The 19,891-nt window shown below is 39.4% G+C and carries 20 protein-coding genes; 1 reads left to right on the forward strand and 19 read right to left on the reverse strand.

From position 1 onward, the window contains the following. Nucleotides 1-120 precede the first annotated feature (120 nt). The 18 genes from AB4653_RS00860 to AB4653_RS00945 form a co-directional block, all read right to left on the reverse strand. The gene (locus AB4653_RS00860) at nucleotides 121-501 is read right to left on the reverse strand and encodes a hypothetical protein (RefSeq protein ID WP_102257472.1); all 381 of its coding nucleotides are present in this window, start codon (nucleotides 499-501) and stop codon (nucleotides 121-123) included. Nucleotides 502-825: 324 nt separating this feature from the next. After that, the gene (locus AB4653_RS00865; RefSeq protein ID WP_102257470.1) at nucleotides 826-1,302 is read right to left on the reverse strand and encodes a hypothetical protein; all 477 of its coding nucleotides are present in this window, start codon (nucleotides 1,300-1,302) and stop codon (nucleotides 826-828) included. A 111-nt stretch (nucleotides 1,303-1,413) separates the two neighbouring features. Next, nucleotides 1,414-1,788: a hypothetical protein gene (locus AB4653_RS00870; RefSeq protein WP_102257469.1), complete on the reverse strand. Its 375-nt coding sequence runs from the start codon at nucleotides 1,786-1,788 to the stop codon at nucleotides 1,414-1,416. 105 nt (nucleotides 1,789-1,893) lie between these two features. Then, nucleotides 1,894-2,493, reverse strand: a complete 600-nt coding sequence (locus tag AB4653_RS00875; protein WP_102257468.1) for a hypothetical protein — start codon at nucleotides 2,491-2,493, stop codon at nucleotides 1,894-1,896. 3 nt (nucleotides 2,494-2,496) lie between these two features. After that, nucleotides 2,497-2,925, reverse strand: a complete 429-nt coding sequence (locus AB4653_RS00880; protein WP_133151960.1) for a hypothetical protein — start codon at nucleotides 2,923-2,925, stop codon at nucleotides 2,497-2,499. Nucleotides 2,926-3,050: 125 nt separating this feature from the next. Then, a complete protein-coding gene (locus AB4653_RS00885) occupies nucleotides 3,051-4,226 on the reverse strand; it encodes a hypothetical protein (RefSeq protein ID WP_102257466.1) in 1,176 nt (391 codons plus the stop codon). 8 nt (nucleotides 4,227-4,234) lie between these two features. Further along, a complete protein-coding gene (locus AB4653_RS00890) occupies nucleotides 4,235-6,079 on the reverse strand; it encodes a GspE/PulE family protein (RefSeq protein ID WP_102257465.1) in 1,845 nt (614 codons plus the stop codon). Between the two features lie 12 nt (nucleotides 6,080-6,091). Then, nucleotides 6,092-6,955, reverse strand: coding sequence for a hypothetical protein (locus AB4653_RS00895; RefSeq protein WP_102257464.1), 864 nt, complete (start codon nucleotides 6,953-6,955; stop codon nucleotides 6,092-6,094). Nucleotides 6,956-6,966: 11 nt separating this feature from the next. Beyond that, nucleotides 6,967-8,331, reverse strand: a complete 1,365-nt coding sequence (locus tag AB4653_RS00900; protein ID WP_133151959.1) for a hypothetical protein — start codon at nucleotides 8,329-8,331, stop codon at nucleotides 6,967-6,969. A gap of 228 nt (nucleotides 8,332-8,559) precedes the next feature. Further along, nucleotides 8,560-10,218, reverse strand: coding sequence for a hypothetical protein (locus AB4653_RS00905; protein ID WP_102257462.1), 1,659 nt, complete (start codon nucleotides 10,216-10,218; stop codon nucleotides 8,560-8,562). Nucleotides 10,219-10,229: 11 nt separating this feature from the next. After that, nucleotides 10,230-10,817 carry a hypothetical protein gene (locus AB4653_RS00910; RefSeq protein WP_102257461.1) on the reverse strand — a complete coding sequence of 196 codons (588 nt, stop codon included), beginning with the start codon at nucleotides 10,815-10,817 and terminating at the stop codon, nucleotides 10,230-10,232. 19 nt (nucleotides 10,818-10,836) lie between these two features. Further along, nucleotides 10,837-12,000, reverse strand: a complete 1,164-nt coding sequence (locus tag AB4653_RS00915; RefSeq protein ID WP_372085644.1) for a hypothetical protein — start codon at nucleotides 11,998-12,000, stop codon at nucleotides 10,837-10,839. A 97-nt stretch (nucleotides 12,001-12,097) separates the two neighbouring features. Next, a complete protein-coding gene (locus AB4653_RS00920) occupies nucleotides 12,098-12,676 on the reverse strand; it encodes a hypothetical protein (protein ID WP_102257459.1) in 579 nt (192 codons plus the stop codon). Continuing rightward, nucleotides 12,670-13,182, reverse strand: coding sequence for a hypothetical protein (locus tag AB4653_RS00925; protein ID WP_102257458.1), 513 nt, complete (start codon nucleotides 13,180-13,182; stop codon nucleotides 12,670-12,672). The genes AB4653_RS00920 and AB4653_RS00925 overlap by 7 nt, the downstream gene beginning before the upstream one ends. Before the next feature lie 6 nt (nucleotides 13,183-13,188). Continuing rightward, entirely contained in the window at nucleotides 13,189-13,533 is a 345-nt protein-coding gene (locus AB4653_RS00930) for a hypothetical protein (RefSeq protein ID WP_102257457.1), read from the reverse strand. 12 nt (nucleotides 13,534-13,545) lie between these two features. Then, nucleotides 13,546-14,796: an ATPase, T2SS/T4P/T4SS family gene (locus AB4653_RS00935; protein ID WP_102257456.1), complete on the reverse strand. Its 1,251-nt coding sequence runs from the start codon at nucleotides 14,794-14,796 to the stop codon at nucleotides 13,546-13,548. 8 nt (nucleotides 14,797-14,804) lie between these two features. After that, complete coding sequence (locus AB4653_RS00940; protein WP_133151958.1) at nucleotides 14,805-15,695, reverse strand: type IV secretory system conjugative DNA transfer family protein; 891 nt, start codon at nucleotides 15,693-15,695, stop codon at nucleotides 14,805-14,807. Continuing rightward, on the reverse strand, nucleotides 15,692-16,264 hold the full coding sequence (locus AB4653_RS00945; protein ID WP_372085647.1) for a hypothetical protein: 573 nt from the start codon (nucleotides 16,262-16,264) through the stop codon (nucleotides 15,692-15,694). Before AB4653_RS00945 ends, AB4653_RS00940 begins: the two co-directional genes overlap by 4 nt. Before the next feature lie 26 nt (nucleotides 16,265-16,290). Here AB4653_RS00945 and AB4653_RS00950 point away from each other — a divergent pair, with 26 nt between their 5' ends. Next, entirely contained in the window at nucleotides 16,291-17,295 is a 1,005-nt protein-coding gene (locus tag AB4653_RS00950; protein ID WP_102257453.1) for a hypothetical protein, read from the forward strand. A gap of 47 nt (nucleotides 17,296-17,342) precedes the next feature. Here the strand turns inward: AB4653_RS00950 and AB4653_RS00955 are convergent, their stop codons facing one another. Next, nucleotides 17,343-19,730 (reverse strand): HipA domain-containing protein, encoded by a 2,388-nt coding sequence (locus AB4653_RS00955; RefSeq protein WP_157936393.1) that lies wholly within the window; start codon nucleotides 19,728-19,730, stop codon nucleotides 17,343-17,345. Nucleotides 19,731-19,891 lie beyond the last annotated feature (161 nt).

Here is a 19,891-nt window from a genome sequence, read left to right on the forward strand (position 1 = left end):
AATACATCTAAGTAGAGGCAAAAACAAGCTGCTAAAGTCTGGATTTTTCCAGACTTCAAGTACAAGTAAACCAGTAATGGATAATGAATAAAACCAAAAATACTTAAGAACCAGTTTATTTTACGCAGGTTTTAAGCTGGCTTCTCTGAATACTCGTTCACATTTTTTTGAAATCTCATCTAAAACTTCAAAGCTTGTTAAAGCTGACAAACGGATCGAAAGGAGTTCACGACGTAATGACTCTAACCCTTCTGTATCCAGGTTAACCTTTCGGTTTCCTTGGCCATTGTTTGATACCGGTATGATGGAATCTATATTCAGCGTCCAATCGTAATTAGCGATATCTAACCCTGGGGTGACGGCAATATCGCCTTTGAAGTAAGCGGTACATTCCCTTAGCGATAACATAGTTTCAAATTGTAATTCAATATGGTCGACTTCGGCCTGAATGTGTTCCAAACCAGTGAAGTTAAACTTCAAAATAATGAATTTTTCACTCATAACTTCCTCTCAAATATTTTTACCATCCAATCGCTCGAAGTCTGGATGGTATGGTTAGCAAGCTTAATAAGCCGTTTGCGATCCATCATTAACGTTGTCTTTGTGATGGGCTTTAACTGTTGATGGCCGTTAAGTGCTTGCTCGATTTCCAATAAGCCAATAGTTAACTGCAGGTGGTCCGTGATTATATTGAGCCCAATTATATTGAACTGTCTCAAGGGTACGATTTTGATATGTATCTCTTCAGATAATAATGTTAGCTTATTCCGGCACTCTGCAGATTCGCTCAGTAAATTTTCAATTGACTTCATTTAACCTGCCCTTTTAATCTCTTTCCATGTTCATAGATGAAAATTGATGATGTGCTCGTTCTGCATCGGCTTGAGCATTTGATTGTCGCTGATCCGTTAAATCTCTTAAGTTACTGTCGACTGAATGAGAAATAGCTGCATTGAAGTGTGAGGTAACTACACTGTTGAATTGCTTACTATTTGATGAGTACAGGTGGTTTTTCTCTTTACTGCATCGAATAGTGGACTTGGTGATATCATGCAACTGATTGCTAGTCACTGCACACGCTTCTATTTTAGAGAGCGCGTGATGATAAGCCGGAATATCTAGGCTAGGATCTAACTCAATGATCAACTCCGCTATTGGGGTATCACTCATGGTTGAAAATGCGGGACCCATCATTGATTGAACCAGATTAATTTGCTCCACACCTTTCTTTGAAACAAAACAGTCTATGATTTGCAGCTGTGAATACAGCGGCGCGAGTTTTAAGTTCGGTTTGTTATTCACACTGAAAACACCTTAAATTATACTTACTTTAAACTATATAGTATTTTTCAGAATAGTTCGAATTAGCTTTTAATTACTGATGGTTAAACGACATGTCTACTAAGTGAAAAATTAGTGAACTTGAGACTGCATAATGGCGGAGAAATCATCGACAGATAAGCCTTTGTAGTCTTTACCCGGTGTTATGGTTGAAAAGCCCGTAAATTTAGTACCATCATGGTTAAGCATCGCCCAAGCTAGTTCACTGTCCCTGTATGCTAATTTTGACGGCAACCCATCATACATCGCACTAAAAGCTCTAACCACTTCATCTGCCACATTCGTAACGCTTGTCATATCTGAATCAAAGTTGGTGGATAGGTCAACAATGATGCCAAGGTCATTATTAACTATGTTGTGATAGAAGCTTGTTACTTTTGTTGGGATGGATTTCTTGATGACTTCCAAAGTGGCAACATTTTCATGATTTTGTAGGTAAATGGACATGGGCGACCTCTAATGATTATTGAGAGGTCTTTATATCACATGAGTTATCGTCGATTGGGCGTTTAGAGAGTCTATTTTCCAGAATGGAAATAAAAGTAAAATGAATTAAATACAAACAAATGACCCACCATTATTGCCAACGATCATGCCATCATACAACATGCTATCTGCGTCATTGCCCTCTGCGGCGATATAATGACGACTCACGGTAACGGCATTGCCGCTTACAGAGTATTCTAAATTTGTTTTACGGTAGTTGTAGACTAATTCCGACCTTTGTTTCGCATCTGGCACTTGGGCTACTATTGAAAACAATGTTCGTCCGTCAGCTATAGCTCTATTTGAATTGGCTTCGAATGACACGGTAGGGCGTCGGATAGTAATGATGTAATTGTAATTATGGGGATTGTAATTCATGCCTTCATCGATAAACCCTGTTGAGGTTAATTTTGCTACCGATGTTGGTGGCACTATTCCGTTTTTAGAGCATGCTATTTGAAAGTATTGGTCTAGTCCTTTAAATAAATGCTCTTGTGAATTAACAATGGATTTGTATTGCTTAGCGAAAATTTTACGCTTTTCAACTTCAAGCCACATTGACAAGATAACGGTCAATGAAGCTAGGGCGGCCGCAAAAAACAAAGAAGTGATAAATCCTCTTTGTCGTGATCTCAACATTAAATTACGGTTCGCCCCATATGCCATAGTTTATGGCCCTTCCATCGAGAATGTAGTGCCTGATACCGTGAATTGATGTGGTTTAAAGGAAGACTTAACACGTTCAAGGATACGTACATTAGGGATAGAAATCGTTGTATTGAACTTCGTTGTATCAGTAGCAACGTCTATACCATAGTTCTGACCATTTGCCGCTCTTTGAGAAAAACCTTCAGGTAATAAATTGGTTAAATCTGCAAACTTTATGCCTGTAAAATCTGATACTCGTCCATACTTCGATTTAAACGCAGCTTCATTGATAGTATTCAGTCCAGCAATGATTTCTGTTGCTTCGGACTGTTCATTCATGGATTTAATGGCTGGTAAAAAGAACAAAGTCGCTAGGCCCAATACCCCGACAACGATTACTGTGTACTCCAAAATCCCAAAGCCCATAAAGCCGCCTTGTTTCTTTTTCATGTTTACATTTCGAAAACTAACATTCATAAATTGATCCTCAATAAACCTAAAACTCATTTAAACTACTAATTATAAACCAAGAGCAACTTTACTTGATTTAAATTCATTACTCAACTCGATTACCATTAAATCCCAAGGCTTGCTTGAAATAAAAAAGCTGATGCTGCTCCTACCATCAAAGCTGTCAACCCCGAAATAAATGCACACACAACCAGTATAAAAGTTGACGTATAACTCAACGCTTTCAGAATTAAACTGCGTCCACCTGCGTTAACTACCTCTAACGCTTCTCGAACACCCGTTGCCCCGCCTTCACCTGCAATTTGAAGGGTAAGTCTTAATTGTTTAGGTAATAAACCAGTATCAAGTTGTTCGGTACCTCTTCTACCCTCAGAGAGTCTGTCACTCATAAGTTGGAGGTGGTAGCGTTCGTACTTGGTTGCCGCTGCTCCCAAGACTTTTATCGCATCACTGGATTCATATTGAACGTAACTAATCAGAAGTGTTAAACCTGAAAACACGTTCAAACCGGAAATGTATTTGTAAATAATGAATGGAGGAAAGAACTGGTCCCACTCCATTCGTTTCTCATTAACCCAGTTTTCATTTAACCAGCGGATCGTTAAGTAGGCACTAATGATTATGGCAAGTGACAAATAGGAATAATCAACCACAAAATTCCCTAAGAGATATACATTGTGTGGAATGTCGATGAATCGGTCGATTTCTGGATTTTCCGCCTTTAGAGCAAGGTAATATTCTGAACCTTTTTTTGCTGCCACCATTGAACCCCATAGGCTTAAAATGGAAGCTACCATTTTAAATCTAACACTGCGCTGAACCTTAGCTACTTCTATCGCACTAAACGTCGCTTGTTTAATTGCAATATTAAGGTTTTCTTGGGCGTCAGCTGACTCCGATTGTGATGTAGATGCAGCCGCTCTAATGATCATAGTAAAGCTAGATGAAAAGATATCAGCCATCGCTCTATGTAGTTGTAACCCCTCTTTAGTTCTTTCCAGTAATAATTTCGATACTGCTATAAGTCGTGCTACCCCTATCGCATCTGAATCTTGATACAACCTGTTCATGATGGTCAAAACTTCTACGTTCTCTTTTTTATCTTTCTGTCCTTGGATAGAAAGAAAATGCATTAAAAACTGTGCTTGCTGCTTTTGTGAAAAACCGCGCCTAATTGAGAAAGCTTCGCGTAAAGTGAGCACGCTAGTTATCGACAATGCCGCAGGGATTTTCTTTGCCTTAAAATCACCGTCTAACCAGGATTCGAATTTATCTAACATGCTTCACCTCAAGAATAGTAAGAATAGATGTCGTGGAAGTGAGGATCATATTCTTCTTCTTCCAATAGCCCATCAATTTCACTTGCCGCCATGAAAATATCGATTTCACCCTTTTTGGCTTTAAAAATTGCTACATCTTTCATTGATACCCAGCCTCTCTCTCGTAACCATGTTTCCAACCCTGTCGTTTTGTTTTTACGAATGAAATCTGTCATTGCAAGAGTCGGCTTGATGAACTCAGTGATCCCCACCATGCCTTTTACACCATTAGTGCAAACACAAGCTTTCGGCTGTTGGCTTGCCAAACATGGCGTTTGCTCAATGTTGGCAAATCGGAGCTGGCTATAGTCTTTAAGATCGCCCATCACTTGCTTGACGATTGCTTGACGTTCAGCGGATATTTCCTCGAATACAAGCGCACATTTCTGGCAAGTTTTGGGGGCCAATCGAGTAGCTACCAGTAATTCCAATAACTTCGGTGTTGTTAAATCTTCGAGAGGTACACCAATATCCAACAATCGATCTATGATTCCAATGGCAGAATTGGTGTGTAACGTTGATACGGTAATGTGACCAGTCATTGTGGCTTGTATTAATGTTTCAGCTTGCATTAATGTACGTGTTTCACCAAGCATGATGAGCTTTGGTGCCAAACGTAAAATAGAGGATAGGAATTCATCCCACTTCTCTTTAGGTTGGCTCATCTGCATTATGTTTGGGTTAATTTCGTTGAGTTTCAATTCCACAGGATCTTCTAGAGTTCGTGCGGTTAAATCTTGCGGGAAGTAATATAGAGCTCCACCTAATAAAGTGGTTTTGCCTGAAGAGGTCGGCCCAGTAACCAGAGTCATACCTTGAGGTTTGTTGAAAGCTTTTTTGAACGCGGATTTTACTGGTGCGTCTGCATTCAGCTGGTCTAGCGTCAACGGTGTTTCAGTTTTTACCATTCGAATTACTAGACCTAAAGCATTCTCGACGCCATCTATAACAATAGGCACTTTTTCAGCACGGAGTTGGATTCGCTTTGTATGGTTGTCTTTATCTTTCACATTTGCTTTAAAAGGGATAGATTGAGGTGAGTCATAGTTAATATCACCGCCGCCCTTATTGGTATTGATCGCTTGTGAAATCAGGCGATCACCCATCTCTTGTCCTTTAACAATACGCAAATTTGATCGTACCCGCTTATCGACAATATAATTCACGACAAGATCATGACCGAGTACAAATTGAATATCACTTGCGTTTACGTCATAACCTTTTTGTACTATTTTTTCGAATTCACGCTTTGCAACAGCTGTAGTTTCTTCAGAGTTTCGATTGACGCTATGAATGGCCTTGCTTTCTTCTGCCGTTGTCATTAACGCATCAAAGTCTTCCTGTGTAACAATTTTAAATTTTGCTTTAGTTTGGCCACTTTCGATTAATTCAAGTTTTAATTTTCGTGCAATGTCATTGTGCAGCTTAAGGCTTTCTTTCGTCATAACTAGCACGGCTGATCTAAGCGGTATAATCGGAATTTCATCCGCAGCAAAAGTCAAGTACTTTGCCATATCAATATCCGATAAGGCATAGGTTGTTTCAAGTTTGCTTTTTAGTTCAAGCATTCGGGTGTCAATAGGTTGCTGTTCGGGTCCCAAATTGGAAATTGTCTTTTCTGCAGCGTTAGGTTCTATTAACCAGTCTTTAGACTCAGTGATTAATGCTTCTTCGGCGTCTGGTTCTAAGTTATTGATGGCTTCAAATTGGTCAAAACTAATTGCTTCTTCGACTGGGATATCATTAGACAATGGATCTATATATTCATTGAACACAGCTGGCAATTTCTCTACTTTGGAACTTGTATCTGTCATGTATATTCCCTCTTAATTCCAACAAAGTTTTGCTAATTCAGGTGAGTCCAATTGCTCAAATTGGCCATCTCGTACCATAACGCAGCGCTCATCATGGTCTATAGACATCAGCATAAATCGTCCTGCAAAAGTATGTCCGACTTTGACGTTTTTATAAGGTTCCCCACCAACAGTAATATAAATATATTGATCGATGATGCTTTTAACTCTTAAATCAGAAAAGCCCAACACTTCAGCTTCAGTTACGGATTCAATTCTGAAGCCGTTAGAGTCTGACAAGTCTAGGTCGCCATTATTTGTGTAGTCGCTTAGCGAGCCGCTATTGCTTGGATTTAATGTTTTTTCTGCGTTACCATTATTGGTAACCTCACCATTTTGATAGCGTTTAGTATCAACACTTGCTTTTACTGCTTGGTAATTGTCATTGTTGATGTCTTTTTGAAGGCTTACCTCCATTGCTCGTAAGCGTTTCGCGTGAATCGATAATCTTTGAATACCAAATAAGGTAGCTGCATCTTCATCTTCACTTTTGACTCGTTTTGCTAATAAATGAAGATTGGCTAGATCGTCGTGAGCTACAGCGGTAAGAATTGGTACTTCATTTAGCTTAGGTTGATTAGTAACCGGTTTTTTCGGTATGTTCGTACTTACCCCTGACTGAACTTTCGGGTTAAGTTCTGCTTTAGAAAATACAGATTCGACCTCTGAATTAACAGAAGCAAAATCACTGCTCAGTCCAAAAATTTGTAGCTCGCTTTCAACTCGATATCCTACAAAACAAAGGAATAATAATAGACAGACTAAGGCTGCATTCCGCTTTCTTGAGTCAACCTTATTTGAGGTTTTTTTAGTCGACTTGCTTTGTTCTTTTTTCATCTTCTATTCCTTTATTTGGAGCCGAATACTTTGATTAATATATTCCCGGTGTAGCCAAAATCGCATCCACCTTTTGCTTCTGAAGTTATGTACGTTTCTTCATTTCCAAACGACTCTTGGGTGGATGGGTCCACAGGTTCACTCTTAATAAATTTCGGATTGATTGCTGATACTGAATGAAGCGCGTAATTGCGTTTGGCGAATTGTGTGCTTGCATACAGAAAGTCTTCAGCCATCCAACAATTGAATTCCAACTTTACGAGGTGTACGTAATATTGCCCTTTTCCGTTCCCATTCACTAATGAGTTAGAAGTGGACATTTTAATATCATCAAACATCCAATTCATTGCATCGTGTATGTAATTTTTTTCTTCGGTAACTGACGTTAAATACACACTTTCATTAATTGGCATTTCTTGAAACAGAGCGTCTATCTGTGTTCCTTTATCGCTGTTCCAGTGTCTAAGCTTCATTCTGTCGGAAAATTCGTTCAACCGTTGGTTTGTGCCTCCTGTAGATGTTGGATATAGCTGAATTAAGTTATTCGACATTTCAAACTCCGCGATAGCCCATCCAAGGCTTCGACCATTGAAGTTGGTGTTGGCCGAATTAAACCCTTTAAGGATCGCAGAAACTCTCTGCAACCCGTATTCAAGTTGAAAGTTTTTGTTCTTTGTTATTTCTTCTCTATAGGCACGCCAAGGTGATTCAATTTTAACTTGATTGGCTTTAAGAGCTTCTTGTTCAGCAATTATTTTCTGTTGCTGATGGAATGAAAATAATTGATACGCCCCAAACGCAGCAAACACGCAAAGTGAGTAAACAAACTTGGTTTGGATGCTTCGATTGACGCTATATTTAGCACCGTTCGTACGGCAAAATAGCCCAAAGTCAACATACAAATCCTGAGTCTTATTTATAGAGAGATCGGTTAATATGGCGAAGTGACTTTTAATGGTTGCTGGTGGCCTATTCTCTGAAGGATCGTTATCGGCTTCATCATGAATCGCGTCAAAATCCAATTTAGCCTCACCAAAAGAGATTACATTGCCATCAAGCTTTAACTCGCCATCATTCGCTGTAGAAAGTAGTCCTTTTGTCGCGTCTGAAACTGTGCTGTTATCAGCATTTTCATAGACAAACCGATTTAGAACGGCATTACCATCAACTAGGTATACCGGCATTAGTTCATAATCGACAGCTTGTAGAGACATTTCAATTTCGATAAACGCTGACATAGCGTCATTAATGTCTTCAAGAGTGAAATACTGATCAAAAGCTAACAAACCCGACGAATCAAAAATGGTTACCTGGACCGTGTTACCAAGGAATTCTATATAAGAAAATCCTTGATTCAATTTTGCTTTACCTAACACGGATTTTTTTATCAGTTGAGGTAGGATGAATCCACTTTCTTTAGAGTAGTAACTGTTCGTCGGCTTCTTTAGCAGAATACGCCAGTGTTGAGGGTTCTCTATGTGGCAATGGATATATCCGTCAGTACACATATTCTTTATCTTCCCTGCCCCGAGAGGCTTGGAATCAAAGTGCTTATATTGTTTATAAGTGAGTATTTCTTCGTAGAATGCAAACATAGCTAACCCTTACGAGCGTGGGCGGAAAATATATGGTGTAACGGTAATTATTGTTTCAATACGCTCACTGTTACCATATTCACTGCTTGCTAGGAGTTCAGACACACCTTTACCACGTCGTATAGACTTTGTTTCACGACTTAACCCTGAAAGAACAAGAGTATCGCCTTGTGTGACAGTGAATTTAGAGTAGAAATCTTTTTTGGATGTTCGAGGAGATTCTACGTAGCTTGCCTTAGTGTCTGTTTCTCCAGATTGCTGTGTTGTCGTATCACCATTACGAGTAAGCTCAACAAGAGAACTTATATTGGTAGCCATGCGCATTGTTACGTCATCTTCAAATATGGTAGGCATGACATAAAGTGAGAAACCTACATCCAAGTTATCTTGCGTTATAGAACCTTCGGTACCTACATTTGCCGTGCTTTCCGATTTACGCTCTTTGATGAAGTAGATGTTTTCAAAATCAGCTAACTTAGATGCTGTGTTTGGTTGCATTGTCTGACGTGGCATTGTTCTGTTGGATACTTTCCCGTAAAACGAAAGAGCTTCGGCTAATAGTTTAGAGCCCGCAGCTTTACCTCTAGTTAGTTCAGCAGAGATAATATTTGTTGGAAGTGATGTGGAAGCTCGGCCGATTTGGGCTGCAGCTTTACCCGCTTTCACGCCACTGTTAAAAGCGACACCGCCAAGGTCAGCAATAACCGCCGCGACATCAAATGCTTGTTGACCTTCATTCGTCATTTTTACTTCAATGATATCGATCTCTACGTAAACATTCGTTCTGAACATGTCATTACGTTCATCTACAATAATTTGCATTTCATCTAAGACAGCAGGGGTATCTCTAACCGTTATCGTCGAGGTTGCTTGATTGAGGTAGATAGGGATATCTTTTACATCAATCTCCCCAGCTTCTTTATCCTCTGCTTTACTAGTTTGTGTGATATCTTTGTCTAGGTCGGGAAGATCTTCGATGTCCTGAACGCTATTTTTAGTGAGAGTTGCCGATGTGCGGAAACTTGAATATGTTAGAAGTTCTTCGTAAACACTTTTCAGAGACTCAATTTCACCATCTGCATTCACGTATTCAGTATTCGAGTTGATCGTCGCATCATCTGTATTTGATTCCCCTTTACCTTTACCTTGACCGAAGTAATCACGCCCAGGCCCAGTTGCAATCTGGAAAGTACGAGTTTCGTACATGCTCCAAATTATTTTGTTCGGTTTTGGTATCTGGAAGGAATAGCCTGATGCGGCCGAAATTGATTCAATAGCGTCACCAATAGTTTTGCCTTTGAATGACACTTTAAAATTCTTATCGACATTGCGACCCAGCGATACGTTAACACCGCTTGCGTCCTTGATAAGCACCATGCCTAAAGCGTCTTTTAGTGGTATATCAGAGCCCACAAGCCCTTTTACTGGTTCAAACCACCATACCGGTTTTTTCTGCTCACTCTCTTTGATTGGAGAGACAAACAATGAATCAGAGATCACTACATTACGATAGAGGGGTTTGTCTTTTCTGAGTTTATCAAGAAGGCGTATTTCTTTAGAAACTTCCGCTTCGACACGCGATTGGGTTTCCTCTATTTCGTTATATGATGAGCAGCCCGACAATATAGATATTGTTAAAGCACTTAGTAAAAAATGTTTAATATTCATGAGGACCCTGCTTAGTTTTTAATTCGAAATTCAACAACGTTATTAATGTGTGTTTTTACCCACAATTGATGACTGCTTTCCCAAGGGCGAATCATTTGGTCTATTAGCATTAGAACGTTTTCACCCTTGATATCGAACGAGTTATACATTCGAATTGAGGCAGGGAATTGTTCAGGGAAATAAGAGATCCCTCTATCGGTGTGGCTAAGTAAATGTTTAACATTTTCTTCCAGTGTACCAGCGGTCAGGGTGTATTTTATTTGCCCGTTTGGTAGCACTTTGAGTCGCATGCTTCGCGTTGTGGTAAGTTTCAAATATTCAGGGTATTCATTATCCATGTGAAATTTATATTGCTTGGAGTTCGCGAACTGTAGTCGGTCGTATTCTTCACTGGAAATGCCAGGTTTCTTAGTTGCGTCACCCGCTTCAAAATTTGAAGAATTAGCTGTATGTTCTTGCGCACCTAGCGTGCCGGGAACAGCCGTAGTTTTTTGTACAGGTTCGATTTTCGACGATATTTCCTCAACCTGTGCTAATGAGCTGGAAGAAATTACGCTTCCTAAAAAGGATAATGTAAGTATCGAAAGAGGTTTGAGCATGTGTTCAACTTCCCTATTGTTAGTAGCACTGGCTAATTAGTTGCTGTCGTAGGTCTTCACTTGTTTGGTGAAGTTGCATAAAAATAATACGACTGTCTGGATCAATTTCTGTATAGAAACTTAAGTGAGGGGTATCTCTCGTTAGAGTGCAGGCTATAATCGAGACATCACGTCTTAAATCAGCATCTTTAATGGAGTCACTAAAGCGAATAGGTTGGTTTATTCGTAGTGACTTAAGTGAATCTTCAACAACCAATTCATCTGACCAATTTAATCGGTAATCCCAATGCCTCAAGAGATAATTTGCAATTGAGGTTGCCGCTTTACCGCTTGGTACATAACGCTTTGAGTCTGGAAAATACTTTTGTTGAAGTTCGGCGGCTTGAGCGTTTTTCTCGGTATGTTCGATAAGAGCTGTGTACTCTGCTTTTTTAATCTCAGCCGCTCGTTTCTGTTCTTCAAGGGCAGAGGTTTTGGCTTTGTGTTCTTTATCGATTTGCATCTGACGTTTATTCAAGATCTCGATACGGCGAGCGTGATCTCGTTCGTTTTTAGTCAGGCTGTTAAGTAGGGTTTGATTGTTTTTGGCGATAGTATCTTTTGTTAATTGATCATTCTTAGCTATCTTTTGAGTGGTCAATTTTTTGTTCTGTTCGATAATTCGATTCGTCAGCTCGTTATTCTTAGCAACCTCAGTGTCATATTTATTTTTGTGGTAATTGCGGCTCCAAGTAACTCTTGATTCGATTTCTCTGCGAGTCTCCTTTACCTCTGCAGCTTTGCGTAGGTCAGCTTCGAATTCGATATCGTACTGATGCTGTGAAAGTTCAAGATTGGCTTGTGCAAGTAAATCGTGCCAATTGTAACGATTTTGCTGTTCTAAAATGCGAGGCTGTACGTAATGAATACCAGAATTGATAATTCCGTCATTGGCGCGAGTAATGATTAATTGCTCGTTTTCCATATCCACTAAATACGCTAATCCATAACGCAGTCCTGCGTCATCTATAATCTCACTCCATCTAGGTTTTACTTTTGATTCATTGAAGTGGATGTTTAAATCGCGGTACTTTGAGTCGGTAAATTTTACATCCCACCCGCGCATTAGGTCACGGTTGAGGTTTTCCATCTGGATAGTAGATGCTAAAGCACCACTACTTGCGACGATTAATAAAGCTGTCACAAGCTTTCTCGTAATTTCCATTTAAAAAGGACTCCACAAACACAAAGGCATTAATGGTTTACACTATATATTATTTTTAGGTGTTTTTTAACGATATTTACCGCTTTGTTGCCATTTTTTTAGCCCTTGCCATGTGCTTTCTAAATCTTCCCAAATGACCCTTTATGCTTTTCTTATATTTTTCATGTAGTTGAGGATTATTACCCTTGTAGTGGTAATGATAGTTCGCTGCGGCCACCAGCCATATATTTTCGTTTGGCTTACCTTGAATTCGTAGTTCTTTTAAATACTCTTTTTTTATTAAATATGCTGTCGCGTAAATTGAAAAGCATGGGTCTTCCATTAACTTCTCTGGCGTTACAATAGTCAGGCCATCGCTATGAAAATCTTCAATTCGCAAGTCGTTAATACAACCTACTCCGTAGTCTTTAGACCCATTTGAGTTTTCTAAGTAGCCGTGCAGTGGCCCACTTTCTTGCCTTAGAACCGCTAACAGTATCCATTCGGGGATCTTGTACTTCTTGGCGGAATCCGTACCACACTTCATGTATGGTGTGAGCTGTTCCAATTCTTTCTCGTAAATTAGCGAGCGAATCCCCATTCCATATGCTTTGTTAAAAGTAAGAGTAACAATCAATAATAATCCGATTGTTAAACATTGATTGACGCTTAACATAGGCGGTATTCGTGACCAAAGTGGCCTATAGGACTAATCAGGCGTGGTGGTAAAATAGGTTCTTCAGATAGGTTTAATGATTCCCACATCTTCTTTGTCTTTAACAAGCTCCGCTCTCTTACTGCATCACACTGCCCAGTATCGACATTAATGTAGACCGTTTCTTTAGGTTCATTGATCGATATGTCGACTTGGTACCCTCTTGATAGCTGGGTTAAAATAATTTGCATTGGTTCGCCATTTGCTCGCCAATTAATTTTCATTTCTTTCAGTTCAGGATTAACAAACTCAACGTCCATTTTGTTGTGCGTAATATTCTTCAGTGCCGATTCTAAACGCTGTGACCTTGCTCTTCCTTCTATCAAGCCCAACTCTGGCTTGTTTGGGTTGATTTGCACTTCTTTTGCTATAGCTGGAGGTGCCTGATGTATATGTAAAGCAGCCTGTAAGTACGAACTTAATAGAGAAGTTCCAAGGCCAATCGTTAACAATAATGTTTTTTTCATATATCCCTACTTTTGTTCAAATCCAGTAGATGCTGTCCATATTCTTTGCTTTCTTATGGTTAGCGCTCTTCTTTTGTTTCTTTTTCGCTCCTGGTAGTAAAACCAAGCTTTGAGTATTGGGATGTTCATTTTTTTAAATAACATCCAAACCAGCAGTTCGATGCAGACTAAGAAGATATAAGCTGCAAATGAAGCGGGGATCAAAACAAAAAACAATTGCACCACTATGAGCAAAAAAAGTGGGTATGGGATCATTAATACCGAACCAACATATTTAGTGTTGTCACAGTACGTGTTGCCCTCAACTGGTTTGAACCCCAGCTTATTCATTTCTTCTTGTGCTGTTCCCATTACATAACTCCTTTAGTGGGAAAGAACTGCCATGTTGTACGTTGTTTTAGTAATTAGACCTTCGCTGAGCGCCTTACTAGCACTTTGTTTGAAAGGCTGACCATATTTTTCGACGGCAAGGTTAATGCCTTGAATTAAGTCTTCATTCTGAAGAGAAAGTAATTCATTTTTCAATTCAGCAGAAAACACGAGAATTTCCTGTATAGGGGTCACTTTGCCATCGACCGTCGGTGCTAACCATTGGTAAACCCCCATATGCATGTACTGGAGAGTTTGTCGGATAATTCCGTACATCTGGCTAGGGTCTACTTCATTTCCGATTCGAGTAAATATATTGGCAATGGATTTGGCGTGCATAGTAGTTAGCCCGTGATGACCGGATTCTGAAATTTTTGGTAAAGTTTCGAATGTTTCCTTTTCACGACTTTCACCAAGAAAAATTGATTCCGGTGAGCAACGAAGTGCATTTTTCAACCCTTCATGAAACGTTTTGAAATCACCAAATTCACCAATGGTGTGTTGCCAAATAGGATTGATGCCAGAAATAACATCAAATTGAAATTCAATTGGTCTTTCATAGCTTAATATCACTCTAGGATCTTCATTGTTTTCTTTCATTTCACGTAAGATAGAAGCGCATAGAGTGGTTTTACCGCTACCCGTTTGACCACAAATGACGACTAAACCTTGAACCGGAGCTGCATTCTTTCTGATAATTTCAGGAACATTAAGATCTTCGTAACTTGGCGGTATTACAGGTAAATCTCGTAGCGTTATTTTTAACCCTCGCCCTTTCATCGAATTCATGGTGCAAACATTGACACGATTTCGAAACGGAAGTTCTTCATTACTTGGGTCATCCACCACGTACGCATCGTCTATTTCATGCCCGGGTTCAAACGCATATGACCTCATTTCAGCGCTAAACATATGCTCAGTTATCTCACTTACTTCAGCTTGTGAAATGGGACGTTTTAACAGAGGCATTATAACGGAGTGTTTCTTTCTAAGAATAAATGAATCACTAGCGATGATCAGGTCTGCGTAACCTCCGTGACGATGCAGAATACGGATCAACTCATCGATATCGTTTCCGGTTATTCGATCTAATTTAGCGATGCTTAAATACCCTTCGTCCTGGTAAATTGTTTGGTCGTGTAGTTTTTTGGGTACGTGTGCAAGTTGCCAAGGAATAGATATAGCTTCCGGCATTAGGTTACTGGTGTTTTGTACATCCAAACCAACTTTTTTAAGGAGATCCAAGGTAATACCTATTTAATTCTATTGATCAAATCGTAAACAGATCTTGGTAATAAATTATCAAGTGGTGGGAGTTGTGGTATTGCTCGCCAATTGGTTGGGTCATGAATCATGCGTGGCTCTACTTGAATGGAAATAGAACCACCAAACAACTCTAATTTATCTTTTGTGCCAGATACAGGAAGTGAACTTTCATGGTAAATAGGAGCTGATATTAAACCTGAATCTCTAAGCATTACGTAAGTGATAACACCTTGTACATCATATAAGCCGCGTGTCAGCTGATACTTTGCGTTCTGAATGGCAATTTGGATACCATCATCCCAGCCGCTATGAAACTCTTCTTCCCAGACTTCGATTTCATCACTGGTTTCGGGTAGTAGCTTTTGGCTGCGAATGGTAGGAGATTTTCCATTAAAGCGAACGTAATCTCGCCATGATGGAGGCGAATCAATAAAATAGGGGTAAGATTGGATATAGTAAGTTTTATCAGCGTATGTAAAAGCAGTTTTCGTATTATCCAGGTATGTTTTTCTACCATCAATTTCCGTTACAATCGCTGGCATTACAAGGTAACTCTTGTATGTCATTAAATACGGAGATAGATCATAGATATCATCTAGATATTTTGAGCTGTCTTCTAGAATTTTTTTAATTTGAGACTCTGCATATACAATGCCGGCTTCCACCCCATAGCTTTTTGCTTCTAAAGCCATGCTTCGTGAGATGATGTCTAGCTGGTCTGTCTTGTCAATTATCCAATTGTTTGATTCTGCTGTTTGGAGTGAATCTCCACGACGTAGATTTTTAAAGTAATCGTAAATTTTAGGATTGGTCTGTGCTTGAGCTATTGGAAGTCCGGTGGTCAACAAAGCTCCACACATCAATATCGCTTTTATCACAACCCACCACCATAATTTATCATTATCACGCCTTTCTTATGTTCGTTGGGCGTTTCCCAAACATGAACATCAACACCTCTGTTGTCGATTTGATTTGAGATATCATCAACTATGTCAATCGCACTGCGTGAGTTAGCTTGAAGCTTCACCCAGAGGGTTTCTGTGTTATTTTTAGCTCCAAATTCTTTGTATTCGTAATCTGTTAATTGGGCTATTAGTTGGAGTGGTTCTTCTGCTTTCCCGTAGAACGCATTCATCGGTATGATTCGTTCCAAACCTTCAGGTACATTGAGATTTGGCGTGTATTTCTTAGCTTGAGGGTTTAGTCGGGCCATAGCTACTGTATGAGCTTGAGCAATCTTCTTCGAGGCCACGGCTTTTTCTGCCAATACTGCGAGTGTCGTTTCAAGTTCTTTTGAAATGTATGCTTTATCATCACTGTTACCACTCACAGATGTAGACTGACAACCAGACATTACCATTGAGAATATTAAAACCTGAAGAATCCTTCTCATTTCACCGTTCCAATTACCAAAATATGCGTTTATATTATATAACTTAATCGGCAAGTTCAATTGTATCAAGGCGACTAATCATGGGTGACACTAACGAATTTAAAACATGCCCAATAATTACGGCGTTTGTAGACAAGGGAGAAGTGACTTCATTTGATGGTGGGTATTTCATAAAACCCATGAGTAATTACAATTTAGAAAGGCTAAATGCGATCCTTACTGGGTTCAGTAAGGAGGTGGGATTTAATTCAACCTCATTAGCAATTTGGCGTGAAATTATTACATACACCCTTAAAAATCATGCAGTTAATGTTAAATCCTCAACTTGGAAGCGTTACCGTATCAGTCTCAATAACGTCCTAAACACTGCTCTTTCTAATGATCTTGCCCCTGCTACATTTTTGCGTAACTTACTCGCTGATATTTCTCTTGTGAAAGTCGATGAAGTGGTTTCAAAAAAAAATGAAAAATCAGAACGAATATTTTCGAATGACATCTATAAGTTGAGAATGGCAGCCAAGTCTCATATAGAAAGAATGGCCGTTCAGTGGCTTGAAGTTGGAATATTAACCAACATCCGTCCCAATGAACTTGATGGAGCGGAAATCAATTATGATGGAGATTCCCCTACCCTTGACGTTCTCAATACTATAAAAAGTGATCAATCAAAAAAAATGATTCAATCTGGCTTAATGGCGACGACTCGAAGTATCAACTTAAGTCATCTTTCATTATTGGATATGTTAATGTTAGAAAAGTTTATTATAGAAAGTGGTCGAATTATTACGGCTGGTGGCTACGAAGCCTTTTATGAAGGTATTAGACAAAAGCTTTTCGCTCTATCGAATAAACATCTTGGCTATTCTCTATCTTTATCTGTAGGCCGCACTCAGTATGCCGCTAACCATCGAGCAATGAACCCAGGCTGCAATCGAGAACTTGCAGACCAAATGGGACATACAGATGTAATGAGAGCTTCTAGGAGTTATGGTAAGAAAGCGAATGGTTATGCTAAGATCGCAATTATTCCAAGCGAGGAAGTTGAGAAAATTGAAGGATTGCTAGGTAGTGATCAATACGAATGATGTATGCCTGCAATCAAAAGCCAATCCCCCTACCACTGGTTCGAAACTTAGTACAGTTGTGGCATTATATTCGTTGCACTTTTCATTTCCTTGATACTCTCATCAGATGTTTCAGGAGCTGCTCCATATGCGATCCCATGCTCTTTTATGTGTTTTAAGTTTCGCTCAACTATCGCTAGACCCGTTTCTATACAGTCACACCAGCGTCCTCTCGTTTTGATTTCTACAGGAATATTTTTCACCATCTTCTTGACGGCTACATTCATATTATTCATCACTTCATCGAACACAGACAATGCTCTCTCTTTTGGTATATTAAAGTGGCCCGTAGCGAGTTCAACAATATCCATCTTGCTCGGAAAGTGAGTGCCATTTATGGACAATGCTGAACGGTAAATACCTTTTTGAGTTTCTACGTTTAAGTTACCGGTAATGACTAGCGGCGTTAGTATCACATCATAAATTGGGCTCACTTTATATGCATACGTGCCATCTTCCTGTTGGTTACCTAAAACGGTAATATTTTTTAGGTGCAAATCATTATTATGAAGTAAATACGAACCTATGATTTGCTTATAGATATCATTGAAGACCTCATTGGTAACTTTTTCTGAGAAGCGCTTTTTAACATTGGAAGCTACGTCTTCAAATGAGAGTTCATATTTTTGGGATGAAGTGGTCATGCAGACTGCACCTAAATCTAATGAAATCGTTTTTTGAGGGTTTTCATCAGAAGCGTAGGGAATATCAAAGCGTTCCGAAATAAGAAACGGTACGCTTTGCGAGTTGTCTATAACCTCGGTAACCTGATTAACAGCCGTGGTTAAACTCGACTGCAAATTATCAAAGAAGGCCGTTTCATCCACAAAGTCATCTCCTAGGCTTTGGTTGTTTATCGTCGCTTCGCTGATCGACTTTTCATTAATCAAAGATTCTTCGCCTGTGTATGACACCATTTCATTTTCATAACTCACCATCTGAAATTTACTTACGTTTAGGCCTGACTCTTTAAGAAGTGTTAACCCCAGCCATTCAGCAAGTGTGATCTGGTCAAAATCCGGCATAGGCATTTTAGCAATGTGAGTAAAACCATCGTTACCTCGTTGTCTTTCAATGTGTTTTTCACCATTTTTTTCATAAAGAGTTATCGGTAATTTAAATTGAGCCCCTGAAAGTTTCGCGCTTTTCTCTCCTTGCATAAGATTAACCATGTCACTCTTGAAGTTTTCTTTATCGATATGAGGGATACCTTCAAAGAACCCTTTAAATATTACGGCATCATCGATAGTAGTTGAATGTAAGCTTGTTGAACCACCAACAAACATGGGACTCGATGGCATTTTCCATTCTTTCTCCAATGCATGAATGGAGTCGCTAGGGAACTTCATTCTTGGCGCAATAGCGGTAATAGGAATGCGTTGTATGTTGACGTTACCGATAAGCATTGTTGCATTGGTAATTTTATTCATCGGATTTCTATCTATTCGACCTGCATCTTCAGGGAGTAAGCTATCAAAGAATGAGTTTTCGATAGATTTGACCATTGATGAATTGGTGTATGAAGCCCAGTCGTCAGGTCTGACTTTTATCATTCCGTTATTAGTGACTACCACATCGAATAGGGATTTGTTGTAGTGAGTCAGGCTGAATGCATCTTTTGTGAATGCTCGTAGGTGGTTGACTTCAAGTTCAATATTTAATTGCAGTACGCTCCTTTGATCACTGTTCAAATACGATTTTAATTTAGACAGGTTATCTAGCGTATGACTCAGATTTGGGAAGTGAGCTTTCATCTTAGTGATGTGCGAAGCTGACCGTAAAACAATCGTATCAAGGTCTGTAATTGAGTTTAGACCTTCGATGTTACGAACAGCATTGATAACGATCTTCTCTAACCCTTTCTCTGTTCGATACATTTCTGCTGGAAAAGTTGCTAAGTGCGACAATGGGGTGGGTTTGTAATTATGTAGTGCGGCAAGGCTTCCTCTAACCTTCTCTATATTTTCGCTAGAACTTATTGAGCTAAAGTACTTAAACGCCGACCTGCTAAAAAACTGATGTCTTAATTGATTCTTACTTTCAACAAGCATGGACAACTCTTGCTTGTTGATCAGTTCACTTTCAATTGTAAAAATCACATTCTCGTGGCCATCTGTTAGGGGCGATGTCGAAATATGAATAGTATCCGTATTGTTGAGCGAATAACCTTTGATCGAAGGTTTAGCCGTGCCGGTTTGGGTAAATTGCCCCAATTCATTACTTAATGGTTCCATTAACGATTCAAATCGTTGTTGTGGTGATGGCCACAGTTGAAGCATTTTGAAAATGAGTGGCATTTCTCTTCTAAGAGTATATTCGATCAGGTTGGCGTTAGATGTGTTATTTAAGCTAGTTTGACTGTCAATATACAAACGTGTTGTTTTACCGTTAGCCATTATCGGGAGCACCTCCCCTGTAGCTGTTAGTCTATCCAACTTGACTTGTGAAGCGGTAACTCCAGAAATGTAAATATTGGCATTCATATTCGTCACTCTAAATTAAATTTCTCATTTACAGTATATATTATATTTAAGATATCGATTCTGCAATCAAAGGT

It is taken from the genome of Vibrio sp. 10N.222.48.A3, from assembly GCF_041475345.1.
Classification (GTDB): Bacteria; Pseudomonadota; Gammaproteobacteria; order Enterobacterales; family Vibrionaceae; genus Vibrio; species Vibrio tasmaniensis_A.

Excerpts from the sequence above, each read along its gene's own strand:
- AB4653_RS00955 (WP_157936393.1), bottom strand. The coding sequence starts at position 19,730 with ATGGCTAACGGTAAAACAACACGTTTGTATATTGACAGTCAAACTAGC.
- AB4653_RS00875 (WP_102257468.1), bottom strand. The coding sequence starts at position 2,493 with ATGGCATATGGGGCGAACCGTAATTTAATGTTGAGATCACGACAAAGA.
- AB4653_RS00950 (WP_102257453.1), top strand. The coding sequence starts at position 16,291 with ATGGGTGACACTAACGAATTTAAAACATGCCCAATAATTACGGCGTTT.
- AB4653_RS00885 (WP_102257466.1), bottom strand. The coding sequence starts at position 4,226 with ATGTTAGATAAATTCGAATCCTGGTTAGACGGTGATTTTAAGGCAAAG.
- AB4653_RS00930 (WP_102257457.1), bottom strand. The coding sequence starts at position 13,533 with ATGGGAACAGCACAAGAAGAAATGAATAAGCTGGGGTTCAAACCAGTT.
- AB4653_RS00860 (WP_102257472.1), bottom strand. The coding sequence starts at position 501 with ATGAGTGAAAAATTCATTATTTTGAAGTTTAACTTCACTGGTTTGGAA.
- AB4653_RS00870 (WP_102257469.1), bottom strand. The coding sequence starts at position 1,788 with ATGTCCATTTACCTACAAAATCATGAAAATGTTGCCACTTTGGAAGTC.
- AB4653_RS00880 (WP_133151960.1), bottom strand. The coding sequence starts at position 2,925 with ATGAAAAAGAAACAAGGCGGCTTTATGGGCTTTGGGATTTTGGAGTAC.
- AB4653_RS00905 (WP_102257462.1), bottom strand. The coding sequence starts at position 10,218 with ATGAATATTAAACATTTTTTACTAAGTGCTTTAACAATATCTATATTG.
- AB4653_RS00895 (WP_102257464.1), bottom strand. The coding sequence starts at position 6,955 with ATGAAAAAAGAACAAAGCAAGTCGACTAAAAAAACCTCAAATAAGGTT.
- AB4653_RS00925 (WP_102257458.1), bottom strand. The coding sequence starts at position 13,182 with ATGAAAAAAACATTATTGTTAACGATTGGCCTTGGAACTTCTCTATTA.
- AB4653_RS00920 (WP_102257459.1), bottom strand. The coding sequence starts at position 12,676 with ATGTTAAGCGTCAATCAATGTTTAACAATCGGATTATTATTGATTGTT.
- AB4653_RS00890 (WP_102257465.1), bottom strand. The coding sequence starts at position 6,079 with ATGACAGATACAAGTTCCAAAGTAGAGAAATTGCCAGCTGTGTTCAAT.
- AB4653_RS00910 (WP_102257461.1), bottom strand. The coding sequence starts at position 10,817 with ATGCTCAAACCTCTTTCGATACTTACATTATCCTTTTTAGGAAGCGTA.